Genomic DNA, 26,960 nt, shown 5'->3' on the forward strand with positions numbered 1-26,960 from the left:
TACGTTGATCGACGGCCCGGCGCTATTCGTCCAATTGCGCAAGCAGCTGCTGGGCGCGCGACAAGTGCGGTCGGTCTAGCATGCCCTTACGCCAGCCGATTGTGCCCGCCCCAGGATTGGCCGCGAATAGCTCAATAATCTCGCGTGCTTCGGCGATCTCTTCTTCGCTTGGCGTGAAGGCGGCGTTGATCACATCGACCTGCGCCGGGTGAATGGCCATCATCCCGCGATAGCCATCTCGCCGGACCATTTCGGCACGCGCCTTGAGCCCTTCCAGATCGCGAAAGTCCGCCATGATGGTTTCGAGCGCGGGGACGCCCGCCGATGCTGCGCCGAGCACACACAGGCTGCGTGCCAGCTCAAAAGTTGGGCGATAGCTGCCGTCCTCAGCGGTATTGCCCATCGCTCCGATGGAGTCTGCGAGATCCTCTGCGCCCCATGTCATCGCGGCGAGGCGCGGCGTGCCCTTATAGGTTCCAGTGGTGAACATGGCGGCGGCGGTTTCCGTCACCAGCACAGCAACCGGCGTTGATCCCGGCTCGATACCATGCGCCTGCTCGAGCGGAGTGAGCATCGCATCGAGCGTTTCCATATCGTGCCCGCCCTCCGCCTTTGGCAGCATGATCCCACCGGGTTTCGCAGGCATAATCGTTTCCAAATCTGCCTTGGTGAAATCGCCATCCAGCGGGTTTACCCGTACCCACAGCCGCGCGCGCTCGCTCGCATTGGCGGTCAGAAATTCGGCAACCATCCGCCTTGCTTCGGGCTTTTGCTCAATGGCCACCGCATCTTCCAGATCGAGCAGGACTATATCAGCAGGGCCTCCGGTCGCCTTCTCCATCTTGCGCGCGCTATCGCCCGGCGCAAACAGCCAGGATCGCATTTTTGGTGGTGTGGTGACGGTCATGAACGAAGCTTTCGGTGCAAGAGTTTCGGCCGCGCCTAACAGGTCCGCCCACTGTCACGCAATAAAGCGCTGGCGTCTCACCAATTTCCCGGCCTAGATGCGCGCCATGATGCAGCTTGGTGTTTGTTATTATCCGGAGCATTGGCCGGAAGAGATGTGGGCGGAAGATGCTCGCAGGATGGCCCAAACCGGCCTATCGCGTGTGCGGATTGGCGAATTTGCGTGGAGCCGAATTGAGCCAGAGCCGGGCGAGTTGCATTGGGACTGGCTCGACCGCGCTGTTGAGGTACTTCACGGCGCAGGTCTCGGCATCATCATGGGTACGCCAACCGCGACGCCGCCCAAATGGCTGGTCGATCGCATGCCGGATATGGTCGCGCTGGATCGGGATGGGAAACCACGTGGCTTTGGCTCGCGCAGGCACTATTGTTTCAGCCATGCTGGCTATGCCGCTGAGGCCGAGAGGATCACCCGCGCCATGGCGGAGCGCTATGGGAGCCACCCTGGCATTGTCAGTTGGCAGACCGATAATGAATATGGCTGCCACGACACGGTGCAGAGCTTCTCGGTCGCGGCGCGCGATGCGTTTCGCGTTTGGCTGGCCGGGAGGTACGGCGGCATTGACGCGCTCAACACTGCGTGGGGCAACGTCTTTTGGAGTATGGAATATCGCTCCTTCGATGAAATCGACCTACCCAACCTGACCACGACCGAGGCCAACCCCGCGCATTGGCTTGCCTTCCGCAGGTTCTCCTCCGATCAGGTGATTGCATTCAACCGGCGGCAGGTCGACATCTTGCGCGAGCTATCGCCCGACCGCGATATCACGCACAATGCGATGGGCTTTTACACGGGCTATGATCATCATGATTTGGCCGACGATCTCGATGTGCTGGGCTGGGATAGCTATCCGCTAGGCTTCCTCGAAATGTTCCGGTTTTCTGAGGATGAGAAACGCAGGTTTGCCCGCCAAGGCCATCCGGATATCGCGGCCTTTCATCATGACCTCTATCGCGGCTGCGCGAGAGACGGGCGTTGGTCCGTGCTTGAGCAACAGCCGGGTCCGGTCAATTGGGCGCGGCACAACCCCGCCCCGCTGCCCGGCATGGTGCGGCTGTGGACGCTTGAGGCGATGGCGCATGGGGCCGAAATGGTCAGCTATTTCCGCTGGCGCCAAGCTCCCTTCGCGCAGGAGCAAATGCATGCAGGCCTGCTGCGCCCCGATAGCAAACCAGCGCCCGCTCTGGCCGAGGCTCGCGAAGCCGCCAACGACATTGCCAAGATCGGCGACATCGGTGAGCCTATAAAACACGCCGCGATCATCTTCTCCTATGCGGCAGAATGGATGACTCAGATCCAGCCTCAGGGCGAAGGATGCTCTGCGCTTTGGGCGGCATTTTCGACTTACACAGCGCTGCGCAAGCTCGGCCTCAATGTCGATATTGTCGCGCCCGATGCGCCGCTGGAGGGCTATGAGCTGGTATGCATCCCGTGCCTGCCGATTGTCTCAGACAACCTTGTGGGCGCGCTCGAGAATTTCGAAGGACCGGTCGTCATCGGCCCGCGCAGTGGCAGCCGGACTGAAGACTTCGCAATACCGGACAATCTCGCGCCGGGTAAGCTGACCAATCTGATCGGCAGCACTGTCACACGCACTGAAACGCTTGGGCCTCAAACACGCCACGAAGGCGATGGCTGGGCAATAACGCGCTGGCTTGACCAATTGGAGGGCGAGGCTCAGCCCGAGCTTATCGCGAAGGACGGAAGCGTTGCATGCTGGAAGCATGGTAATGTGATGTATTGCGCCGCGTGGCCCGAGGGTGTCTTGGTCGACACCATAATAGAGCGCGCCGCGCGGTTGGCGCTGCTTCCCATAAAACCAATGCCAGACGGCCAGCGACAAAGGCAGACGGACCGTGCAATGTTCACGTTCGACTACCGAAAAGCAGAAACACATGTAAAATCATTTTGATACACCCAGAATTTCGCGCAGTTTAACTAACTGTTAGGTATTCTCACCGCTAAATAACCACGGATCGACTTTAAAAGCCTCGTTAGCTGACGGCATTGCTTGACCTCGAGTCATCATGCCAGATACTCTCATCGCCGATGAAGTCTGAAGCGGGTTTGCAGGGTTGGGCTATGTCGCCAAGATTCCAGTAAATCAGCGAAAATGATGTTGGAAAGACGGGGACATCAATGGCGTCTAGGTCGAAGCGAAACACGCATCTTTTAGCACTAGAGCCGCGCATGATGTTCGACGGTGCGGGCGTCGTCACAGCAGCAGCTGGCGTTGATGCCACAACGACTGGCGCAGATGGCGAAGTCTTCTCCCTCCACGAAACTCTGGTCAGCCCGATCGCGCTAGAGCCACGATCTGAAATGAACCGGAATGCTGGGCTGAGCTTTGGCCCGGCCCGCACAGCTCCCGCAATGGTGAACGAGCCGTTTGCCGATCAAATCCAAACAGACATACCGGGCGAAGGCGCCGAAAGCCCGCTTAGCTTCCTCAATGACGGGCCACTTGGTGAGCTGCAGCCGGGTAATCTACAAATTGGCGATGTCGAACCGGGCGATCTGACCACCAATTTTTACGCTGTCGAACGCGCACCTTTTGCCGATTTGGACCCTGGCTTTGCCGAGGCGGGGACACGCGATCCTTCTGCGCCAAACGACTTTATCTTTATTGATACCAGCGTTGAGAATTATCAGGAGCTTGTCGACACGTGGGAAGGCCGCGGCACGATTGTGCTGCTCGACCGCACGCAAGACGGCGTTGAGCAAATTCTTACGGCTCTGGCCGGGGCTAGCGATATTGGCGCGATCCATATTGTTAGCCACGGTGAGGACGGGCTGTTCTGGCTGGGCAATACGCGCGTAGACAACGCCGCTTTAACCGGAGATTTGGCTGGGGCCTTTGCCTCTATCGGCTCAAAACTATCGGCTGACGGGGATATTCTCCTCTATGGGTGTGATGTCGGCGCGGATGATGCCGGGCAGGCACTGATCGACAATCTCGCCGCGATCACTGGCGCGGATATTGCCGCATCGATTGACGATACTGGCAGCATTCTGCGCGGCGGCGATTGGACGCTCGAGAACCGTGTTGGTGTGGTCGAAACCGCATCCTTGATTGCCCAGGAATGGTATGGGCTTCTTGCACCTGCTGCATTTGTCACCGGCGCATTTGATGTCTTCGATGAAAACGGCACGCAGGTTGCTGACAACACGCGATTAACTACGGTTGGTTCGTCTGCGACTTGGTTCAATGTCGCAACAGTAAATGGCCAGCAAATCAGCGTCAGTGCGACGATTGTTTCGCTGACTGCTGGCGATGATGTTCAATTCAGCGGGCCAGGTGATGACTTTGGCGTCTTCCTGCGCAAGGACTCTGGCGCTGGCGTTGGCACGACCGAAATCCGGTGGGACATCTTTTTCACCGCGACGGGCGCTCCGGCCAATGTTGATGTGAACTTCACCGTTGCCGATATTGATGGCAATGGCGGCCCTGAGACGCGCGAATTCCTCAGGATCGATACCGATACGCTATCATCTTTTGAAGCAGCGAATGGCTCAAACGTGCTGTTTGACACCTCGGTGCCTGGCCAAGTTACCGCCTCGGGGTCTGTCAACGAAAACAGCGGCATTCCATCCGCCGCTCGCTTCAACTGGCTCGATACCAATGGTTTCACAATCGAGTACAATCTCGGCAATGGTTTCACTGGCGCCTTCTTCCGCCATGATGGCGACGCTGACTTCGATTTGGGTGTTGGCGGAACAGAAGTTTCGATCCCGCGGCTCGACCTTGATGGCAATGACAGCACGGCGACTGGCTCCGCCTATATGGGTACCTATGTCGAGAACGGTGCTGGCGTAAATATCGTCGATAGCGACGTGTCGGTCACCAATCCAACTGGCAACGTCCAGTCCACGACTATTACTCTTACCAATGCGCAAAGCGGTGATGAGCTACTGGTCAATGGATCGAATGCAGCATCGGGCTCGCTTGGTGGCAATCTCAGCTACACCCGGACTGCGACCGAGATCATCATCACCGGGAATGGTAGTGCAAACGCTTATGAAAACGCGCTTCAGGCGATCACCTTTATCACTGCCGGTGAGTTCCCAAGCGAAGCGGACCGCAACATTGACATCAGCTTTGCAAATGCATCGCTTAACTCCAACGTAGCATCAGCAACCATCAAGGTGGTTGAAGTCAATGATCCGCCCATTGCGGCAAATGACCCTCAGCAAACCACTGATGAAGACACGCCGATCAACAATATCGACGTGCTTGCCAATGATAGCGATGTCGACGATACCGTTCTGACCGTGATCAGCGCCAATGCGGCCAATGGCACGGTCACGATCAATCCTGACGGGACGCTCAATTACACGCCCAATGCCGAGTTCAGCGGCACCGACACGATCACCTATACCATCAGCGATGGGCGCGGCGGCACCGACACCGCGACCGTCCCGATTGTCGTCAACGCAGTAAATGACGCGCCAACGCCGGTTGGCAGCCTGCCCTCACAAGCAAATCTCGATGCTGACAGCGGAATCAGTGTCGATACATCCAGCGGCTTTGCTGATGTTGACGACGCGAACGTGACCTATAGCGCTACCGGCCTGCCGCCGGGCCTCTCGATCAATGCCGCAACTGGCGAGATCACCGGCACGATCGATAATTCCGCAAGCCAGGGCGGCGCAGGCGGGGTCTATTCCATTGAAGTCACTGCAACCGATGCAGGCGGCCTCTCGGCAACGCAGAGTTTCACATGGACGGTCACTAACCCGGCGCCCACCGCTGCCGATGATAGCGCCACTACAGCTGAAGATACGCCAGTCGACATCACCGTGCTGGGCAATGATGCTGACCCTGATGGCGATGATTTAACCGTCACTTCTGCAACTGCGCCCAATGGCACGGTTGTGGTAAACCCTGACGGAACGCTCACCTACACACCGAATGCTGACTTCACTGGCACTGATACCATCACTTATCAGATCAGCGACGGGGAAGGCGGGACTGACACTGCGATTGTCACTGTCACAGTCACGCCAGAAAATGATGCACCAGTCGCGGTGGGCAATCTGCCGCCGCAGACCAATCTTGATGCGGACACAGGCATCAGCGTCGCGACCGCCGGCGGCTTCAATGACGTTGATGGTCCGGGCGCGACATATAGCGCAACGGGCCTCCCGCCGGGTCTTTCGATCAACACCGCGACCGGCGAAATCACCGGCACGATTGACAACTCTGCCAGTCAAGGAGGCACGGGCGGTGTCTATATGGTCAGCGTTACGGTTGACGATGGCGCTGGCGGCACAGCGACACAAACATTCAGCTGGACGGTCAATAACCCTGGGCCCACCGCCGCAGATGACACGGCGTCCACCACTGAAGACACGCCAGTCACAGTTACCGTACTTGGCAATGACACCGATCCCGATGGCGATGATCTGACCGTCACATCAGCGAGCGCGCCAAATGGCACGGCCGTGATCAACGCCAACGGCACCATCACTTATACGCCGAATGCTGACTTTACCGGCACGGACACAATCACTTACACTATCAGCGATGGTGAAGGCGGGACGAGCACTGCTGAAGTTACCGTCACCATAACGGCCGAAAATGATGCGCCGACACCGGTTGGCACTTTGCCGCCGCAAACCAATCTCGATGCTGATAGCGGCATTTCTGTACCGACTGCAGGCGGATTTGCCGATGTCGACGATGCATCGCTGACATACAGCGCGACCGGCCTGCCTGCGGGCCTTTCCATCGACAGCGCTACAGGCGAGATTACCGGCACGATTGACAATTCTGCCAGCCAAGGCGGAGCTGGCGGGGTCTATTCAATTGAAGTAACCGCGACGGACCCGAGCGGACTGTCAGCAACACAAACCTTCAGCTGGACCGTCACCAATCCCGCACCAGTCGCAGTGGATGATACAGCCTCAACCACTGAAGACACACCGGTTCTCATCGACGTACTGCCCAATGACAGCGACCCTGACAGCGATGTCATTACCGTTATTTCGGCGGTCGCATCAGTGGGTCAGGCAACGCTGGCCGGAAATCAGATCAATTACACGCCGCCCGCTAATTTCAGCGGCACGGCAACGATCACTTATCAGATCAGCGATGGCGAAGGCGGCACGTCAACCGCAATCGTCACCGTCACGGTCGATCCGGTCAATGACGACCCAGACTCGACACCAATTCCGCCGGAAGATGTGGAAGATGGCGAGACTATTTCGGTGCCAGTCGCCGGCTCGTTCAGCGATGTTGAGGGTGACACGCTTACCTTTAGTGCGACCGATTTGCCGCCAGGTCTTTCGATTGATCCAACCACGGGTGTTATTTCCGGCACGATCACGTCAGATGCCAGCCAGACCAATGGCGGCGTCTACACCGCGACCATTACAGTGGACGATGGCAATGGCGGCACGACGACCGAGACGATTACCTTCAACGTCTCCAACCCTGGCCCGCAGGCGACAGATGACGCTGCTTCAACGCCTGAAGACACACCGGTCACAATCCCCGTGCTCGCCAATGACACTGATCCAGACGGCGATCCGCTAGCCGTTACCTCTGCCGATGCGCAAAACGGCACCGTAGTTATCAATCCCGATGGCACCGTCACTTATACACCGAACCCCGGCTTTAATGGAACGGATACAATCACTTACGAGATATCCGACGGCAATGGCGGAACCTCGATTGCAACAGTCACTGTTACCGTTGCTGATGTAAATGATGATCCGCTTCCAAGCGGCTCGATTGGTGATCAGAGCAATCTTGATGATCAGGTTATCAGCCTGCCGGTCGCAGGCGCCTTCGTTGATCCGGATGGCGACGCGCTGACCTTTAGCGCCACCGGCCTGCCTGCTGGCCTGACGATTGACCCGGCCACTGGCGTGATTTCCGGCACTATTGATAACTCCGCCAGCCAAGTGAATGGCGGCAGTTACACCGTCACTGTAACCGCCAGCGATGGGCGCGGTGGCAGCGTAGATCAGACCTTTACATGGGATGTCGCTAACCCTGCTCCGATTGCGAGCAATGATTCGACTGTCACGACTGATGAAGACACGCCGGTCAATGTCGACGTTCTCACCAATGATGTGGACCCGGATGGCGATGATCTGACTGTGATCTCTGCCGATGCGGGCAATGGCACCGTCACGATCAATCCCGACGGCACGCTGGTTTACACACCAGACCCAGATTTCAATGGCACGGACACCATTGTCTACACGATCAGCGATGGCGAAGGCGGCGAAAGCTCGGCCAGCGTCGATATTGTGGTGACACCAGTCAATGATGCGCCGACCACGGTTGGCCTACCCAATCAGAATGGTGAAGATGGCGCGAGCGTCTCCATCCCGACCGCGAGTGCTTTCAACGACGTTGATGGCGATGCGCTGACCTTCACCGCAAGCGGCCTACCGCCAGCCCTGACGATTGACCCGGTTACCGGCGTCATTTCGGGCACTCTGGATTCAGATTCTTCGCAAAACGGGCCGTTCATTGTCACTGTGACAGCGACCGATCCATCGGGTGAAGAGGTCAGCACACAGTTCGTTTACTCGATCCAGAACATCCCGCCGATTGCGCAAAATGACTTTGCGACGACTGCAGAGGATACGCCGGTCACCGTCGCGGTGCTAACCAATGATAGCGACCCGGACGGCGACCCGCTGACCGTGACAAGCGCCATGGCGGACAATGGCACCGTGGTTGTGAACCCCGATGGCACGGTCACCTTCACACCGGACCCGGACTTTAACGGCGATGCGACCGTCACTTACACCGTCAGCGATGGTCAAGGCGGCGTGGCCACAGCGACGCTGGTGGTTACCGTCACGCCCGAAAATGACGCGCCAGACGCGGTGCCAATTCCTGACGTTGTGAATGAAGACAATCAGTCAGTCTCAGTCGCAACGGACAGCTTCTTTAGCGATGTTGATGGCGACACGCTGACGATTACGGCGACAGGCCTGCCACCGGGCCTCAGCATTGATCCGGCGACTGGCATTATCTCCGGCACGCTCGATATCGATGCGAGCCAAGGCGGCCCTGCAAGTGACGGCGTTTACACCGTCACGCTGACCGCAGATGATGGCAATGGCGGCACGGTTGACCAGACATTCACTTGGACGGTGACGAACCCGGCGCCGACCGCCGTCAATGATGCGGCGACCACGGATGAAGAAGTCCCGGTCAACATCAATGTCCTTGGAAATGACACCGACCCCGATGGAGATCCGCTGACGGTGATTTCCGCCAGCGCACCCAATGGCACTGTCGTGATCGAGGCGGATGGCACGCTCACCTATACGCCGAATGATGATTTCAACGGCACGGACACGATCACTTACGAGATTTCGGACGGCAATGGCGGCGTTTCGACCGCTGCGGTTGTCGTAACCGTCAATCCAGTGAATGATCCGCCAGTCGCGGTTGATGATGCAGTCACAACCGACGAAGATACGCCGGTAACGATTGGCGTGCTGGGCAATGACAGCGACGTTGATGGTGATCCGCTGACCGTAACCAGCGCGACTTCGCCCGACGGCACAGTTGTGATCAACCCGGACGGCACGATTACCTTCACGCCGAACCCGGATTTCAACGGCAATACTACGATCACTTACGAGATCAGTGATGGCAATGGCGGCACAGCCACCGCAATCGTCGATGTTACCGTTAATCCGATCAATGACCCGCCGGTTGCGAACCCTGACATGGGCACGACGCTAGAAGATACGCCAGTAACGGTTGATCTTACCGGCAATGACACAGACGCTGACGGTGATCCGCTGACCGTGACAGCGGCCAATGCAGCCAATGGCACAGTCGTGATCAATGGCGACGGCACGGTTACATATACGCCGGATCCAGATTTCAACGGCACCGATACGATCACTTATACCATCAGTGACGGCAATGGCGGCTTTGCAACCTCCACCGCGACGATCACCGTCACACCAGACAATGACGCGCCGGTCGCAGCAACACCGATTGCGCCGCAAACCAACAATGATGACGCGCCAGTTATGCTCGATGTATCGGGCAACTTCACCGATGTTGATGGCGATACCCTTACCTTTACCGCAACCGGCCTGCCAACAGGTCTGTCGATTGATGCGGCGGGCAATATCACCGGAACGATTGATAATTCGGCGAGCCAGGGCGGCCCAGCAGGCGACGGCGTTTACACAGTCGAAGTAACTGCCGATGACGGCAATGGCAGTACCGTCACCTCGACCTTTACATGGACCGTGAACAACCCTGCGCCGGTCGCAGCAGATGACACTGCAACGACCGATGAAGACACTCCCGTCAACATTCCAGTGCTGGCTAATGACGCTGACCCTGACGGCGACGATCTGACTGTCACCAGCGCGGTGGCGAACAATGGTACGGTCGTGATCGAGGCTGATGGCACAATCACGTATACGCCAAACGCAGACTTCAACGGCACGGACACGATCACGTACACAATCAGCGACGGCGAAGGCGGAACATCCACCGCGACCGTCACCGTCACGGTAGACCCAGTTAATGACGATCCGGTCGCGACGCCGATTGCCGCGCAGACCAATGCCGACGCAGACGCAGTATCGGTGGCCACAGCGGCCAATTTCAGCGATGTTGATGGCGACACACTGATCTTCGGTGCAAGCGGACTGCCAGCCGGGCTCAGCATTGACCCCGCAACCGGCGAGATTACCGGCACAATCGATCCATCCGCTTCGCAAGGCGGGCCAAATGGTGATGGCATTTACGAAGTCACCGTGACAGTGCTCGACGGCAATGGCGGCACCGTTTCAACCACCTTCGCCTGGACCGTCACCAACCCTGCACCAACCGCAGCAGACGACACGGCGACGACCGATGAGGACACTCCGGTCAACATCCCTGTGCTTGCCAATGACAATGATCCGGACGGCGATGATCTGAGCGTCACCAGCGCGGTGGCCGCTAATGGCACGGTCGTGATTGAGGCGGATGGCACCGTTACGTATACTCCAAATGAAGACTTCAACGGCACAGATACCATCACTTATACGATCAGCGATGGCGAAGGCGGCACCTCGACCGCAACCGTCACAGTCACGGTCAATCCAGTCAATGATGATCCAGTGGTCGACACAGCGCTGCCGAACCTCGCCAATGTGGATGCAAACACGGTTTCTGTGCCGGTTGCAGGCAATTTCAGCGATGTTGACGGTGATACGCTCACCTTTACTGCCACTGGACTGCCACCAGGACTTTCGATTGACGCGGCGGGCAATATCACCGGCACAATCGACCCGTCAGCCTCACAAGGCGGCCCCAATAGCGATGGGATCTATACTGTCACCGTGACGGCGGATGATGGCAATGGCGGAACGGTCACCAGCAGCTTTGCCTGGACCATCACGAACCCTGCGCCAACTGCGGCCGATGATAGTGCGATCACTGACGAGGATACCCCCGTCAATATCGACGTGCTCGCCAACGACGTTGATCCTGACGGCGATGCGCTGACCGTGGTTTCAGCCAATGCCATCAACGGCACAGTGGTGATCGAGGCCGACGGCACGGTGACCTACACGCCGAATGCTGATTTCAATGGCACCGATACGATCACTTACGTGATTAGCGACGGCGAAGGTGGAACTTCGACGGCGACTGTTACGGTCACCGTGAACCCGCAAAATGATGCGCCGGTCGCTGATCCGCAGCTGACCAATCAAACCGATAGCGATGCGGATGTGATCGCTCTCGATATTTCAGGCAATTTCACCGATATTGACGGTGATACGCTGACCTTCACGGCGACCGGCCTGCCAGCCGGGCTCACCATAGATGCAGCGGGCAATATTACTGGCACGCTTGATCCATCCGCCTCGCAAGGCGGGCCTGCCAGCAATGGCCTCTATACCGTCACAGTAACTGCCGATGACGGCAATGGCGGCACAACGACATCGACCTTTGTCTGGACAGTGAACAACCCAGCACCAATTGCGGCGGATGACACCGCAACCACGGATGAAGATGTGCCCGTGGTTATCCCAGTGCTTGCCAATGACAATGATCCAGATGGCGACACGCTGACGGTAACCGCCGCGAGCGCAAACAATGGCAATGTCATCATTAATGCAGATGGCACGATCACTTACACGCCGAATGCTGATTTCAACGGCACGGACACCATCGTCTATACCATTGATGACGGCGAAGGCGGCACATCGACTGCGACCGTTACCGTAACGGTCAATCCATTGAATGATGCGCCCGCAACGTTGGGTCTGCCCGACCTCACAGATGGCAATAATGAAGCGATCAGCGTACCTCTCGCGCCGGCATTTACCGATGCAGAGGGTGATACGCTCACCTTCAACGTCACAGGCCTGCCCGATGGCCTGACGTTTGATCCGGTAACTGGCCTTGTGTCGGGGACAACCACGGCAACCGCGTCTACCGGTGGCCCCGGAGGTGACGGCATCTACACAGTCACTGTCACCGCTGATGATGGCAATGGCGGGGTCACCTCGACGACCTTTACCTGGACGATCAACAACCAGCCGCCAACAGCCGTAAATGACACCTTCACTGGCACGGAAGACACGCCAATCGTGCTCGATGTGCTGGCCAATGATATTGATCCCGATGGCGACCCGCTGACGCCGATTGTAGTGATCGGCGCAGAGGCAACCAATGGCAATGCTGTGATCAATCCTGACGGAACGATCACCTTTACACCGGACCCAGATTTCAACGGTGTGGCAACGGTCACCTATACAATTCAGGATGCCAATGGTGATCCAGCGACAGCTGTCGCCACCATCACCATCGCACCAGAAAATGACGCACCGATTGCGACCGCTCTACCAGACCGCGCAGATCAAGACGGGGATGTCATCGCGATTGATGCCGCCATCCTGTTCAGCGATATCGAGGGCGACACGCTAACCTATAGCGTCTCTAACCTGCCAGCCGGGCTCAGCATTGATCCGGCAACGGGCCAGATTACTGGTACGATCGATTCAGATGCGAGCCAGGTAAATGGCGGTGTCTATTCCTCCACCATCACGGCTGATGATGGCAATGGCGGCGTGACTGACATCAATTTCGTTTGGACAGTGACCAACCCTGGTCCGACAGCGACGGATGACACGGCAAGCACTACCGAAGACACACCAAGCGCACCGATTGATGTGCTCGCGAATGATAATGATCCCGACAATGACGTATTGACCGTTGTCTCTGCCAGCGCGCCTAACGGCAGCGTTGTGATCAACCCCGACGGCACGCTGACCTATACGCCGGATGCGAACTTCAACGGCACTGACACGATCACCTATCAGATCGATGATGGCCAAGGCGGGACTTCTACGGCGATTGTCACGGTCACAGTGGGCGCAGAAAATGACGAGCCGACTGCACCCGCTCTGCCCGCGCGCAGCAATCTCGACGCTGATGATATCACACTCGATCTGTCGGCCGGTTTCGCTGACGAAGATGGCGATACCTTAACCTTCTCCGCAATGGGCCTGCCACCGGGCCTTAGCATTGATGCCGCAGGCAATGTGACTGGCACGATTGACCCAGGCGCCTCGATTGGCGGGCCGAACGGTGATGGCATTTACGAGGTCACCATTACTGCCGATGATGGCAATGGCGGTACGGTAAGCACGACCTTCAGCTGGACCGTAACGAACCCTGCGCCAACGGCGGCGAATGACATGGCGACCACCAATGAGGATACGCCGGTCAACATCCCTGTTCTCGCCAATGACAATGATCCTGATGGCGATCCGCTGACGGTGACCTCGGCTGATGCGCCCAGCGGCACTGTGGTGATCGAGGCTGATGGCACCATCACCTACACGCCGGATGCTGACTTCAATGGCACGGACACCATCACTTACGAAATTTCCGACGGCAATGGTGGAACGTCAACCGCGACGGTGACTGTCACGGTCACACCAGACAATGACGCCCCGGTCGCAGGCCCTCTATCCGCGCTCAGCAATCTCGATAGCGATGACGTCAGCGTGCCTGTTGCAGGCGCGTTTAGCGATGTCGATGGCGACCCGCTCACCTTTGCGGCCAGTGGCTTGCCCGCCGGGCTGAGTATTGATCCTGCCACTGGCGTGATCAGCGGGACGATTGATCCATCTGCCTCGATCGGCGGGCCGAATGCTAACGGTGTTTACGAGGTCACGATCACTGCCGATGATGGCAATGGCGGCACCGTCTCAACCACCTTCACCTGGAGCGTAGCGAACCCTGCTCCGGTTGCGGTGAATGACACGGCATCGACCGCAGAGGACACGCCAACCAACATCCCCGTGCTCGCCAATGACAGCGACCCGGATGGTGATCCGCTGACGGTTATTGCTGCCAGTGCGCCCAATGGCACAGTCACGATCCTGCCAGACGGCACAATCGACTATACGCCGAACCCTGATTTCAACGGCGTCGACACGATCAGCTACACAATCAGCGATGGCAATGGCGGCACGGCCTCGGCAACTGTCACCGTAACGGTTGACCCAGAAAACGACCCGCCGGTTGCAGTCGATGATACGACCACCACGCTAGAAGACACCCCGGTCACCATTCCAGTGCTCGGCAATGATAGCGATGTGGACGGCGACGCGCTGACGGTGACTGATGCGACTGCGCCCAATGGCACGGTTGTGATCAACCCGGATGGCACAGTCACTTATACGCCGGACCCGGATTTCAACGGCACGGACGTCATCACTTACACAATTGATGATGGGAATGGCGGCACGGACACCGCGACCATCACGGTCAACGTCACGCCAGTGAATGATGCACCTGTTGCGGTGAATGATACTGCGGCGACGCCGGAAGACACGCCAGTTACGATCCCAGTGCTCGGCAATGACAGCGACGTTGATGGCGACCCGCTGACCGTGTCTGGCGCAACTTCGCCAGATGGCACCGTGACGATCAACCCGGACGGCACAATCACCTTTACGCCGAACCCAGACTTCAACGGCCCGGCCACGATCACTTATACAATTGACGACGGTAATGGCGGCACTGCCACTGCGACCGTTACGGTTGATGTGGCACCGCTGAACGATCCGCCGGTGGCCGTGGATGACACAGTCACAACGCCGGAAGACAGCCCGGTTACTGTGCCAGTGCTGGCTAACGACAATGATGTTGATGGCGATCCGCTGACCGTCACAGACGCGGTCGCGCCAAATGGTACTGTTGTGATCAACCCGGACGGCACAGTGACTTACACGCCAAACCCGAACTTCAACGGGACTGACGTGATCACGTATACAATCAGTGACGGCAATGGCGGCACGGATACTGCGACCATCACGGTCACGGTCGATCCAGTTAACGATCCGCCAGTAGCTGTCGATGATACGGTCGATGCGGTTGAAGATGAGCCGGTAACGATCCCAGTGCTCGGCAATGATAGTGATCTCGATGGCGATCCGCTCACTGTGACCGATGCGACATCGCCAAACGGCACTGTCACAATTAATCCGGACGGCACGATCACCTTCACGCCTGACCCAGACTTTAATGGGCCAACCACCATCACCTATACGATTGATGATGGCATGGGCGGCACTGCGACGGCGACGGTCACCGTCAATGTTGCACCGGTCAATGATCCGCCAGTTGGCACGGACGACACGGCGACAACTGACGAAGATACGCCGGTCACCATTCCTGCGCTCGCCAATGACACTGACGTTGATGGCGATCCGCTGACCATTGTCTCGGCCAATGCGCCCAATGGCACAGTTACGATCAACCCTGATGGCACGATCACTTACACGCCGAACCCCGACTTCAACGGCACTGATACGATCACGTATCAGGTGAGCGATGGAAATGGCGGCTTTGATACCGTGACAGTCACCGTCACGGTCAATCCGATCAATGATCCGCCCATCGCGGCCAATGACGTCTCCAGCGTGGATGAAGACAGTCAAGTCACCATCCCAGTGCTGGTCAATGATACCGATGCTGATGGCGATCCGCTGACAGTGACAGGCGCGTCGGCGCAAAACGGCACGGTCACGGTCAATCCAGATGGCACAATCACATACGTGCCGAACCCGGATTTCTTCGGGACCGATACGATCACTTACACGATCAGCGATGGCAATGGCGGCACCTCGACCGCGACCGTCACAGTGACCGTCAACAACATCAACGAAACACCGATTGACGAAGATGACACCTTCACCGTGATCAGCGGCGGCGAGCGCACGCTCGATGTTCTGGCCAATTCCAGCGATCCTGATGGCGATCCGCTGAGCGTCTTCTTCGCTGAAACCGACATTGGCACTGTCACGATCAACCCGGATGGCACGCTGGCCTTCACCGCACCGCCGGAATTTGATGGCATCGCGACGATCACCTACATCGTGTCGGACGGCAATGGCGGCTTCGTCACCTCGACCGCGACAGTGACTGTGGTTCAGGCGACCGCAGACATCTCCTTCCTCATTGGCGGCAATGACCCAGCACCGGGTCTGCCTGATAGCTGGCCAGTTGACCGCGTGCTTGACCAGAGTGATGCATTTATCAGCGCGCCGCTCGTGATCCTCGATGCGGTCAATGATTTCCGCGATCTGCGCGGCACGGGCACGCTCAATGTTGATCAGCCGCTGCTCAATGCAGTGAATGACATTGATCCACTGAACGGCATTGGCGGGTTCGACTCTAACGGCCATCCGATCAATGATCTGACCCGCCATCTCGATGATATTCGCGACCTGCGCTTTGGCCTTGATAGCCTGTTCGATCCGCGCTTTGGCGACTTCCTGCCAGAAAGCCTGACCGGCTTCTCGGTCCGTCAGCTGAGCACAGGCAATGATCTGTTTATGATCGAGAGCATCGTGCGTGACCGCGTGGTCTATGTCGAAATGCGTGACATTGGGCCTGAGAGCGCGCCGCGCGTTACCGAGTTCCAGCTCGTCGCACGCGATGGATCGCCTTTGCCAGACTGGATCCGCATGGATGCACGCGGGCTCGCGATTATTGAGCGTCCGGTTGATGCAGAGACAATTCGCCTGATCGTTCGCGCAGTGCTCGCCAATGGGGAAACCGTGGAAACTGCGGTTGTCATCCAAGGGGCAACGGGCGAGATTCAGCTCGATACTGGCGATAATTCGCAGGCCGCGCGGGCGGATAAGCTGGGCGCGCTGATGGCGCGGGCCGAGGCAGAAAAAGACACTGAGGCGAGTGATTTGCTCGCTGCATTTACGTAATGGTTTTTAGGGACGGTCTTTCGAGACAGAAAAGGGTGACGTTATGAACAAGGGTATCGCACTGGTAAGCGCATCGGCAATTTTCGTAAGTGCCTGCGCCACTGTCCCCGAGCCGTTTACGGCCACTGAGCTCAATGAAGCGGCGCAGCGTAACATTACGCAGGTCGATGTTGATCAAGAGCCAATTACAGCCCCGGTCGACCTTTACGAAGCGATGGCGCGCGCGCTGAAGTACAATCTCGATTACAAGGTTGAGCTGATGGAGATGGCTCTGCGTGACCGCGAGCTTAATCTGCAACGCTATGATATGCTGCCGCAATTGGTGGCCAGCGCTGGCTATGCTGGCCGCAATAATTTCGCTGGTGCCAGCTCTCTTTCGCTACTGACACGGCGCCAATCGCTTGAACCTTCCACTTCGCAGGAACGCGACCTGTTCACCGCTGACCTCGCACTCAGCTGGGATGTGCTCGACTTCGGTCTCTCCTATGTGCGGTCAAAGCAAGGCGCTGACGAGGTACTGATCGCTCAGGAGCGCCGGCGTAAGGTTGCCAACCGGATTATTGAAGACGTGCGATCCGCCTATTGGCGCGCGGTTAGCGCTGAGCGCTTGCTGACCAAACTGCAAGAACTGGAAGGCTCGGTTACCACCACGCTCGACAATTCTGAGCGCTTGGCAGAGCGCCGTTTGTCAGCGCCTCTTACGGCCCTGACATATCAGCGTGAACTGCTCGAAATTCAGGCGCAAATCCGCAAGCTTCAGCGCGAATTGGTAGTCGCCAAGGCGCAGCTTGCGGCGCTTATGAATTTGCGCCCCGGTGTGGAGTTCACGCTCGCATTGCCTGACCGCACTAATCAGCTTCCTGCGGTTAAATATGACGGCGAGGACATGATGATGACCGCGCTGCTCAATCGGCCCGAACTGCGCGAAGTCAGCTACCGACAACGGATCAACTCGCGTGAGCTTGATGCGGCATTGCTCTCAGCACTCCCCAGTTTCCGGGGTGTGCTGGGCGTGAATGTCGATTCCAATGACTTCCTGTTCAATAACAATTGGATCAATTACGGCGCACGGGCCAGCTGGAACGTGCTGAACCTTTTCCGTCTGCCAGCGCATAAGCGCGCTGTCGAAGCTCAGGACGCTCTGCTCGAGCAGCGCGAGCTTGCTTTGACCATGGCCGTCATCACGCAGGTTCACGTATCGCGCGCTCGCTTTGGCCATCTCACGAAGGAACTGGATACAGCGTCACGTCAGATGGGCGTTCAGGACAAGATCTTGGGTCAAATTCGCTCTGGCCATAGCGCTGGTGCGATGAGCCGTCAGACCTTGCTGCGCGAGGAAATGAACACTCTAGTGGCTGAGGTGAAATACGATATCGCCTATGCTGAGGCACAAAATGCCTACGCCAATCTGTTCGCTTCGATGGGTATTGACGAATTCAGCCCCGATGTGACTGGCCAAGAAGATGTTGCCACTTTACGCGCGTCACTTGCACAATTGTGGCAGGACCGCGAGAATGCGATGCGCCTATCGGGCGGCCAATAATCAGGGCGGCAGATAATGAGTGACGAGACGCAGCCGGGAGAATTTGAGCCGGGTGCAGACAATAACAAGACCAAGCTCCTGATCGGAGGCGGCATCGCTGCGGCCGTCATGCTGGGCGCTTATGTCTATGCCAATAGCGGCGAGACGGTTTGGTCCGACACAGAAGCCCAAGCCGACACAGCGGACAGCGAAGCTGAAGGTGAGGCTGTTGCAGCGGCTGAGGAACCTGAGCCAGAGCCGGAGCTTTCCGCGCGCGGCGTAATCAAGGCAAAAGAGGAATCGACAGTCGCCTCGCGAATGACTGCCAAGATAACAGCTCTACCGTTTGGCCAGGGGCAAAGCTTTCGCCGTGGGGCGTTACTCGCGCGGTTTGATTGTTCGTCCATTCGCGCGCAATTGGCCGCTGCGCGTGCCTCTGCGAATGCCTATCAAACAACGTACGAAACCAATGTTGAGCTTGATGCTTTCGAAGCGGTAGGCAAGAATGAAGTCGCGGTATCGCGGGCTAATCTGGGCAAAGCCAATGCTGAGGCTGCTGCTATTTCTGCACAGCTCAAAGACTGCGCGGTGTATGCCCCCTTCTCTGGCTCTGTGGTCGAGGAAATTGCCAGCAAGGGCGAGATTGCAGCGAGCGGCCAACCGCTGATGCGCATTCAAAGCGGCGGCGATCTGGAAGCGGAATTGATTGTGCCCAGCAATTGGCTGACCTGGCTGCGCCCGGGCGCTGACTTCACCTTCGCGATTGACGAGACAGGCGTCGATATCACCGGCTCTGTCACACGGCTCGGCGCGGCGGTTGATCCGGTCAGCAAGACGATCCGCATTTCGGCCAATATTGACCGGGGCGACGGGCTGGTCCTGCCCGGCATGAGCGGGACGGCAACGTTCAAAGAACCCGAGCCAGAGCCTGTGCCAGAGGCCGAGCCCGAGACGCCGGACGGCGCGCCCGAAGCTCAAGAGACGAGCGGAACCGATGGCCGCCAGTCAAGCTGAGCCGCGCAAAACCGCGCCCAATCTGACCCAGGCCTCTTCTGGCCGGACGCCGAACACAGCGGCTGCTCCTGATGCGCAAAAGCTAGCGGCATTGCTGCAATTTGAAGCGGATATTCGCCGGCAATCCAGCGTCAATGAGCTACAATATCTGATTGCAAATGATGCGCGCGCGCTAATCCCATATGGCCAGCTGTTCATTCTGCGCCAGAAGACGATTGGTGAGGGATTTAAAGTCACTTGCGCGTCCTCGCTCGCCACAATTGACCGCAATGCGCCGCTTATCCACGCGCTTGAAAAACTGGTTGATCGCCTTGGACAAGAGTTTGGCCTCGACAGCCCGCATGATTTCGACATGGCGCGATGGGGCGATGACGAGGCGCTCGCTGATTATCCTTATAGCCAGCTGCATTGGGAGCCATTGAAAGGCGAAGATAGCAGCGTGTTTGGCGGCTTGCTCGCTGGGCGCGAAGAGGCATTCCGCGAAGGCGAGAAGAAGCGCTGGGAGCGGATTGGTGAGACTTCCGCTCATGCTTGGCGCACGCTCACTGCGAACAAGCCCGTGCGCCGCCTGCCCACGCTGGACAGCAAAAAGAAAAAATGGATCGCCGCTGCGGTTGTTATCGGCCTGCTGTTCCCGGTACGCCTGACCGCACTTGCCCCGGCTGAGATCGTCGCCGAGCGCCCCTTCGTGGTGGCCGCGCCGTTCTCGGGGCGGATTGCGAGCATTGCCGTCACGCCCAATGCGCCGGTTAAGCAGGGCGAGGTACTGCTAAGGTTTGATGATGTGCGGCTCGCCAATGAGCTGGAGCTAGCACAGGAAAAACTTTCGGTCGCCCGCTCCCGGCTTGAACGCTCCACTAGCTCGGCGTTCGGCGGGCAGGATGAGACATCCGACATCGCCATTATGCAGGCCGAGCTGGAGGTTGCGCAGGCCGAATATGATTATGCCAAAGAGCTGGTCGGCCAGTCCGAGATCACGGCGCCGCGCGATGGCATGGCGCTGTTCAGCGACCGGCGCGATTGGGAAGGCCGCGCGGTCAATATTGGCGATCCGATCATGCAAGTCGTTGATCCAGAAGCCGTTATGATCCGCATTGATTTGCCGTCAGCTGAGCAAATGTCGCTGGAGAAAGGCGCCAAGGTCAAAATGTGGTTGGACTCGCAGCCTCTCTGGGCGGTCGATGGCACTCTGGAAACCGCCAGCTATCAGGCGCGGCAGACACCCGAGGGCACCCTGGCCTTTGCGCTTACTGCCAAGCTCAATTCTGACACGCCGCGAATTGGCTCACGCGGGACAGCACAAGTCTATGGGCGCTGGGTGCCATTTGTTTATTCGCTGCTACGCCGGCCAATTTCTGCGCTGCGCCAGTTCATCGGGTTTTAGGCCCGGGCGATGGCGAGCACCCCAATCTCAATTGAACTTCCGGACATTCCCGCGCCCCCGCCGCTCCCTTCATTGCGGCAGGAATTGCGGATTGAACCTGGAGCACCGCTCATCACGGGTGCACCCAGCTGGAATTTGTTCGACCCTGTCCGCCACGCTTTTTTCCAGCTGGGCCGAGCCGAGTTCACCGTTTTGTCACGCTGGGCATCGGGCAAGATGGATGGGATCGGCGAAGAGCTCGCCGCTCATGGCCTGACCGGCGAGGAAGCTGACGAAGCCTTTAACGCGGTGATCGAATTTGCCTCGAGCAATGCGCTCACGGTGGAGCCGATCGGGCAAGAGGCGGTCGCCGCTTACACCGCGCAGCGAGCAGCAGGCAAAAAGGCGGCGTGGAAATGGCTCCTCGACAATTACCTCTTCATCCGGTTGCCGCTGGTTAAGCCTGCGCGGTTTCTCGAACGCACCATAGATCGAGTCCGCCCGCTTTGGTCCATCTACAGCCTTATCTTCTTTGCTGTCCTTGCGCTCAGCAGCCTGTTTCTGGTCTCTCGCCAGTGGGACGCTTTTCTTGCGTCCTTCCTCTATTTCTTCAGTTGGCAAGGTCTCGCCGCATATGGCCTTGGCCTGATTTTTGTAAAAATCCTTCATGAGCTGGGCCACGCCTACACAGCGACCCGCTATGGCTGCCGCGTGCCGAGCATGGGCGTCAGTTTCCTTGTCATGATGCCCGTGCTCTATACTGACACCACATCGGCCTGGCGGCTCAAATCGCGCAAACAGCGCCTGGCGATTGATTGTGCGGGCGTCGCCACCGAGCTGATGATTGCCAGCATCGCAACGATGGCTTGGGTACTGCTGCCTGAGGGAACTTTGCGCAGCGTCGCCTTTGTTCTGGCGACCACCAGCTGGATCATGAGCCTTGCGGTCAATCTCAATCCGTTCATGCGGTTTGATGGGTATTACGTGCTCTCAGACCTTTTGAATGTGCCCAACCTTCAGCCTCGCGCCTTCGCTCTGGGGCGCTGGAAATTGCGCGAGGTGCTGTTCTCGCTGGATGATCCTATGCCCGAAATGGCGCCGCGGCGCCTCCACCGAGGTATGATCTTCTATGCCTATGGCACTTGGATTTACCGCCTGTTCCTGTTCACCGGGATCGCGATCCTCGTCTACAATGTATTCTTCCAACCGCTTGGCCTGATCCTGGCTGTGGTCGAGATGGCCGTCTTTGTGTTCCGGCCGATCGTGGCCGAGTTGAAAGTCTGGTACGAGATGCGGGAGCGCATATTTTCTGGCCGGCGCGGAAAGGCATGGATTTGGATATTGGGCGCGCTGATTTTGGCTGCCATTCTGCCTCTTGATCGCTCCGTCTCTGGCTATGCGGTGTTAACCCCTGTCGGGGCTTCGCCCATTATCGCGGGCGAGGCATCCCGCGTTGAGCAGGTCTTTGTCAGCAATGGCGCGCGGGTGAGCGCGGGTGATCCGCTGATAGAACTGACCGCCCCTGAAATCACCGCTCAGGCCGCCGCCACCAAAGTCCGCATTGCGCAGCTGCAATTGCAATTTGGCCGGGCCGTTGCTGATGATCGCGACTTGTCCAACCGCTCCGTTATCGAACGCGAATTGGCGCGCGAACGAAATAAGCTGGCCGGGCTTGAAAAACGCGCTGACAAACTGATCTTGCGTGCTCCAGTCAGCGGCGTCGTTTCTGGCGTCGCGCCTGATGTCCATTCAGGTCGGTGGCTAGAGGGTTCAGAAGTGATCGCGCATGTCATCACCCCGCAAAATTATGACCTTCAGGCGTTTGTACGCGAAGACGATGTGTGGCGGCTGGAGCAAGGCGCAGGAGGCACTTTCGTGGCAGCTGATGCGGGCGGTCCTTCGCGCGAGGCAAAGCTGCTGGAGATTTCGACCAGCGCGATTGAGCGGCTCGACCAGCCTATCCTTGCCTCAAGCAATGGCGGGCCAATCGCGACCGATAAGGATGGTGATTTGCTCAAACCTCGTGAGGCCTATTACCGGGTCCGGCTGATCGCGGAGCAAGGCGAGATTGGCGATGAAGACTACCAGATTCAATTGGTGCCCGGCTCAGTGCAAATCTCAACTAAGGGACGTTCCTTCGCGGGTTGGGCGCTGGGCGAAGTTGCGCGTATGGTCCGCCGCGTGATCTGACAGCATTGCACTCGTAGGCTGATCCTCTAGGTTGCGTTTGTCCCAACCGATAGCCGAGGTATCTATGATCCGTTCCGTCTTGCTTGCCAGCGTCGCTGCAGTCGCTGCCGTTCCCGCAATTACTCTTGCTCAAGATAGTGAGGAGAGCTTTGGCGGAACGAAGGGCGCGGACCTTTCTATCGAGGCGATGGAACCGGATGGAGGCAGCATCACGATCGGGCGCGCTGGTGACAATCCTGCAGACATCGCGCGCTATCTGCTCGCATCTGGAGCGGGTGCAGCGAACCTCTCGCCCGACGGTAAGACCATCGCTTTCGCGTGGGATGTAACTGGCGAATCCGAACTATGGGTGATGCCTGCGAGTGGAGGACAGCCGCAGCAGGTCACTTTCAAGACCGGTGTATTCGCGCCAATCTGGACGCCGGACGGATCGAGCCTGTTTTACTCCGCTGACCGTGACGGCAACGAGCAACCTGGCTATTTTGCGCTTACTCCCGACGGAAAAAGCGAAAGCGAAGTACTGCCTGCTGCAAGCGGTGATTTCCGGCGTTTTGGCGATTTCGCCGCTGATGGCAGCTTTGTTTACGCATCGACCGCGCGAGGGACGGGCGTGTTCGATGTCTATCGCGGAACTCTGGATGGCGAAAGCGAGCTGATAGTCGAAGCCGAGCTTGGGTTGTCACCACACTCGATTTCGCCCGATGGCAAATATGCGTTGGTCACTGAGACGGTGGGCGAGGACGCAAACAATCTCTACCTTCTCGACCTGCGCACCAAGGAAATGACGACAGTCTCGAAACCGCCTGTCGAAGAGCGTGCCGAGCACGTCTTAGGCGGTTTCGAATGGATGCCCAATTCCTCCGGCTTCTATTTTTCGACCAATGTGGGCCGGGAATTCAGCACGCTTTCGTTCTACAGCATCGAGAGCGGAACGTTTGAGCGGGTGTTCGAAACGGAATGGGATGTCGAGAATCTGGAGGTTTGCGGAAGCGACCCAAAAGGCAGCTATCTTTACTGGACTCAGAACCAAGACGGTTTCGACACGCTGCATGGTTGGCACACAGCCGACAAACGTCCGATCCCGATGCCCGAACTGCCTGAAGGCAATTACTATCTCGATTGCGAGGGGGACGGGGAGCTACTTGTGCGCGTCAATGGCTGGCAGACGCCGGGCGAATTGTGGATGACCAACCCCATTTCTGGCACGATAGACAAGGTGTTCTCTGCCAACCTGGCCGGGCTCGATCCCGATCGGCTCGTTCGGCCGCAAGTGGTTCGTTACAAAGCTCGCGACGGCGTGGAGTTGCAGGGTCTTCTTTATCTTCCCGAAGGTGCCGGTGCAGGTGAGAATGCTCCGCCCGTTGTATTCTCTGTCCATGGTGGACCATCGGGTCAGTCCCAGGCCCGGTTCAACGGTGTGGCGCAATACCACGTGGCACGCGGTGTAGCTGTGTTCCAGCCGAACATTCGCGGATCAATCGGTTTGGGTCGGACCTATTCAACTCTGGATGATCGCGAAAAGCGACTCGATTCTGTCCGCGATCTTGTCGACCTGAAAAATGCGCTCGCAAGCGATGGCCTGATCGATGGAAGCAGGGCAGCAGTAATGGGCGGCTCCTATGGTGGCTATGCAGTCAACGCCGTGCTCGCGGAATATCCCGGAGAATTTGCTGCGGGAGTTTCATTGTTCGGTGTCGCCGACTGGGTGACCGCGCTCGAGATCGCTTCGCCTGCACTCAAGGCGTCGGACAAGATCGAATATGGAGACATCACTGAGCAAAAGTGGCGCGACTTCTACACCGTCAATTCGCCCATCCGCAAAGCCGACCAGATCACAGTTCCAGTGCTGTACTCACATGGCGTAATGGATCCACGCATCGACATATATGAGACAGAGGTGATGGTGAAAACGCTGCGCGCCAACGGTGTACCAGCCCCATTCATCCGCATTCCCGACGAAGGCCACGGCTGGCGCAAGCTCTCCAACCAGCTGTTCTATTTCCGCAAGCAAGCGGAATTTATTGAGGAACAACTGGGGCTTACAGAAGCAGAATAAGCGGAGAGGTTTAGTGGAAGATCGTGGCGCCTAGCCCCGCCTATCTCGCGCCGCCTCTAGTGCTTCAAACCGCAGCACTGAAACGCCGCTTTGACTGCTGGCGATAGGGGTCAAACAGGGCCGCTATCGTGCGCGTATAGGGCAAGCCATCGGGCGTGATGGTGAGATAGTCACCGTCAAGCGAGGCGAGGCCCCGCACAGTAAATGGGCAAAGCGCGCCCTTGATCTCTGCCGCGATATTCTGTGGTAGCTTTGCTCGCCCCTGACACAGTAGAGCCTCGATAACATTCCCATGCTGCTGATCTGCTTCAGTGCGATGAACTCCCCCAACCGCCGCAAGCTGATCTTGCGAGCACATCATACGGTATCGGCCAGAGTTCTTTTCATTCTGAACCAAGAGGCCGGGGAAAGAAGATATTGCCGATGCACCAAGTCCGATAAGCGTTGGTGCTTGATCCTCGGTAAAACCCTGAAAGTTCCGGCGCAGTGTTCCGTTGATCGCCGCGCTGGCCAGCGGGTCACCGCCTGGCTTGGCAAAATGATCAAAGCCGACAGGCGTATATCCATGCGTGCAGAGATAGGCAAAACCGTGATTGGCCATTGCGAACCGCTCAGCCTGGTCGGGCAAGTTGCTTGCATCAATCGCCCGCTGGCGCGGGACAATGTGCGGGACATGCGCATATCCGAACAGCGCAACCCGGTCCGCCCCCAAGATCCGCGTGCGGTGCAGGCTATCTGTTAAATCGTCGCACGTTTGTTCAGGTAATCCATACATCAGGTCGAAGTTCAGGGAGGTGACTCCGGCATCGCGCAGCCAATCGACAGCCTGCACGATCAAGTCTTCACTTTGCTCGCGCCCAATCGCCTTTTGACAGCGCGGCGCAAATGTTTGCACACCCAGGCTGGCACGCTGAAATCCCACCATTTCTATCGCTTGCGCCCATTCAGCCGAAAACGTCCGCGGATCCAACTCGGTTGAGAACACCGGATTATCGAGGGCAAAATGTTGAGCCAGCGCATCCACCAGCATGAGCATATCAGAGGGACGGATCGCGTTGGGGCTGCCGCCGCCAAAGCTCACGCGTTTGATGCGGGTGCCCCGTGGTAACAGAGAACCAACCAGCTCAATCTCGCGGTGCAGAGCCGCAAGATAGCTTATGAGCCTCCTGCGCCGGTTCGCCCTCCCAGTATTGCAACCGCAATAATGGCAAATCTTCTCACAGAAGGGGATATGCAGATAGAGCGAGATATCGCCTTCTGCATTTTCCAACGCCTCGCGATATGTTGATGAGTCAAGCGCGCCAAACTCGGCGGCGGTCGGATAGCTGGTGTAACGCGGAACGGGCGTGCTCAGCAGGTCAGGATGATAAGGCCACATGCGAGGGGATTACGGCAGGTGTCATTAGCGGTCATTGATCTCGATCAATTTGCTTGCGGCATGATCCAGCATGGCATCCTTGATTATGACAGGGACCATCTTGGGCCGGCTCATCGTCTGCAATTGGGATATCAATTTCGATCACGCTGTCGCCACTGCATAGGAGTGCGGTAATTGTTTTGCCCTCTTGTGGCAGCGGACCAAGTAATGCGGGCAACAGAGCGATGAGGCTAAACCCGG

9 protein-coding genes are annotated in these 26,960 nt (G+C 57.9%); 7 read left to right on the forward strand and 2 right to left on the reverse strand.

The window, feature by feature from the left end; genetic code table 11:
• Positions 1 to 22 precede the first annotated feature (22 nt).
• Entirely contained in the window at positions 23 to 907 is an 885-nt protein-coding gene (locus tag ACFCXQ_RS01045; RefSeq protein ID WP_379552236.1) for an HpcH/HpaI aldolase/citrate lyase family protein, read from the reverse strand.
• 106 nt (positions 908 to 1,013) lie between these two features.
• Here ACFCXQ_RS01045 and ACFCXQ_RS01050 point away from each other — a divergent pair, with 106 nt between their 5' ends.
• The 7 genes from ACFCXQ_RS01050 to ACFCXQ_RS01080 all read left to right on the forward strand — a co-directional run bounded on the left by ACFCXQ_RS01050 (position 1,014) and on the right by ACFCXQ_RS01080 (position 25,342).
• Positions 1,014 to 2,879 (forward strand): beta-galactosidase, encoded by a 1,866-nt coding sequence (locus tag ACFCXQ_RS01050; protein ID WP_379552238.1) that lies wholly within the window; start codon positions 1,014 to 1,016, stop codon positions 2,877 to 2,879.
• A gap of 278 nt (positions 2,880 to 3,157) precedes the next feature.
• Positions 3,158 to 17,197: an Ig-like domain-containing protein gene (locus ACFCXQ_RS01055; RefSeq protein ID WP_379552240.1), complete on the forward strand. Its 14,040-nt coding sequence runs from the start codon at positions 3,158 to 3,160 to the stop codon at positions 17,195 to 17,197.
• Positions 17,198 to 17,240: 43 nt separating this feature from the next.
• Positions 17,241 to 18,740: a TolC family protein gene (locus ACFCXQ_RS01060; protein WP_379552242.1), complete on the forward strand. Its 1,500-nt coding sequence runs from the start codon at positions 17,241 to 17,243 to the stop codon at positions 18,738 to 18,740.
• 15 nt (positions 18,741 to 18,755) lie between these two features.
• Positions 18,756 to 19,733, forward strand: a complete 978-nt coding sequence (locus ACFCXQ_RS01065; RefSeq protein ID WP_379552244.1) for an efflux RND transporter periplasmic adaptor subunit — start codon at positions 18,756 to 18,758, stop codon at positions 19,731 to 19,733.
• Positions 19,714 to 21,117 carry an efflux RND transporter periplasmic adaptor subunit gene (locus ACFCXQ_RS01070; protein WP_379552246.1) on the forward strand — a complete coding sequence of 468 codons (1,404 nt, stop codon included), beginning with the start codon at positions 19,714 to 19,716 and terminating at the stop codon, positions 21,115 to 21,117. The genes ACFCXQ_RS01065 and ACFCXQ_RS01070 overlap by 20 nt, the downstream gene beginning before the upstream one ends.
• Before the next feature lie 9 nt (positions 21,118 to 21,126).
• Positions 21,127 to 23,286: a site-2 protease family protein gene (locus ACFCXQ_RS01075; RefSeq protein WP_379552248.1), complete on the forward strand. Its 2,160-nt coding sequence runs from the start codon at positions 21,127 to 21,129 to the stop codon at positions 23,284 to 23,286.
• 64 nt (positions 23,287 to 23,350) lie between these two features.
• A complete protein-coding gene (locus tag ACFCXQ_RS01080) occupies positions 23,351 to 25,342 on the forward strand; it encodes a S9 family peptidase (RefSeq protein ID WP_379552250.1) in 1,992 nt (663 codons plus the stop codon).
• A 64-nt stretch (positions 25,343 to 25,406) separates the two neighbouring features.
• Here ACFCXQ_RS01080 and hemN read toward each other — a convergent pair whose 3' ends face one another.
• Complete coding sequence (gene hemN, locus ACFCXQ_RS01085; RefSeq protein WP_379552252.1) at positions 25,407 to 26,720, reverse strand: oxygen-independent coproporphyrinogen III oxidase; 1,314 nt, start codon at positions 26,718 to 26,720, stop codon at positions 25,407 to 25,409.
• Positions 26,721 to 26,960: the final 240 nt, after the last annotated feature.

The organism is Qipengyuania rhodophyticola (assembly GCF_042493225.1).
GTDB lineage: Bacteria > Pseudomonadota > Alphaproteobacteria > Sphingomonadales > Sphingomonadaceae > Erythrobacter.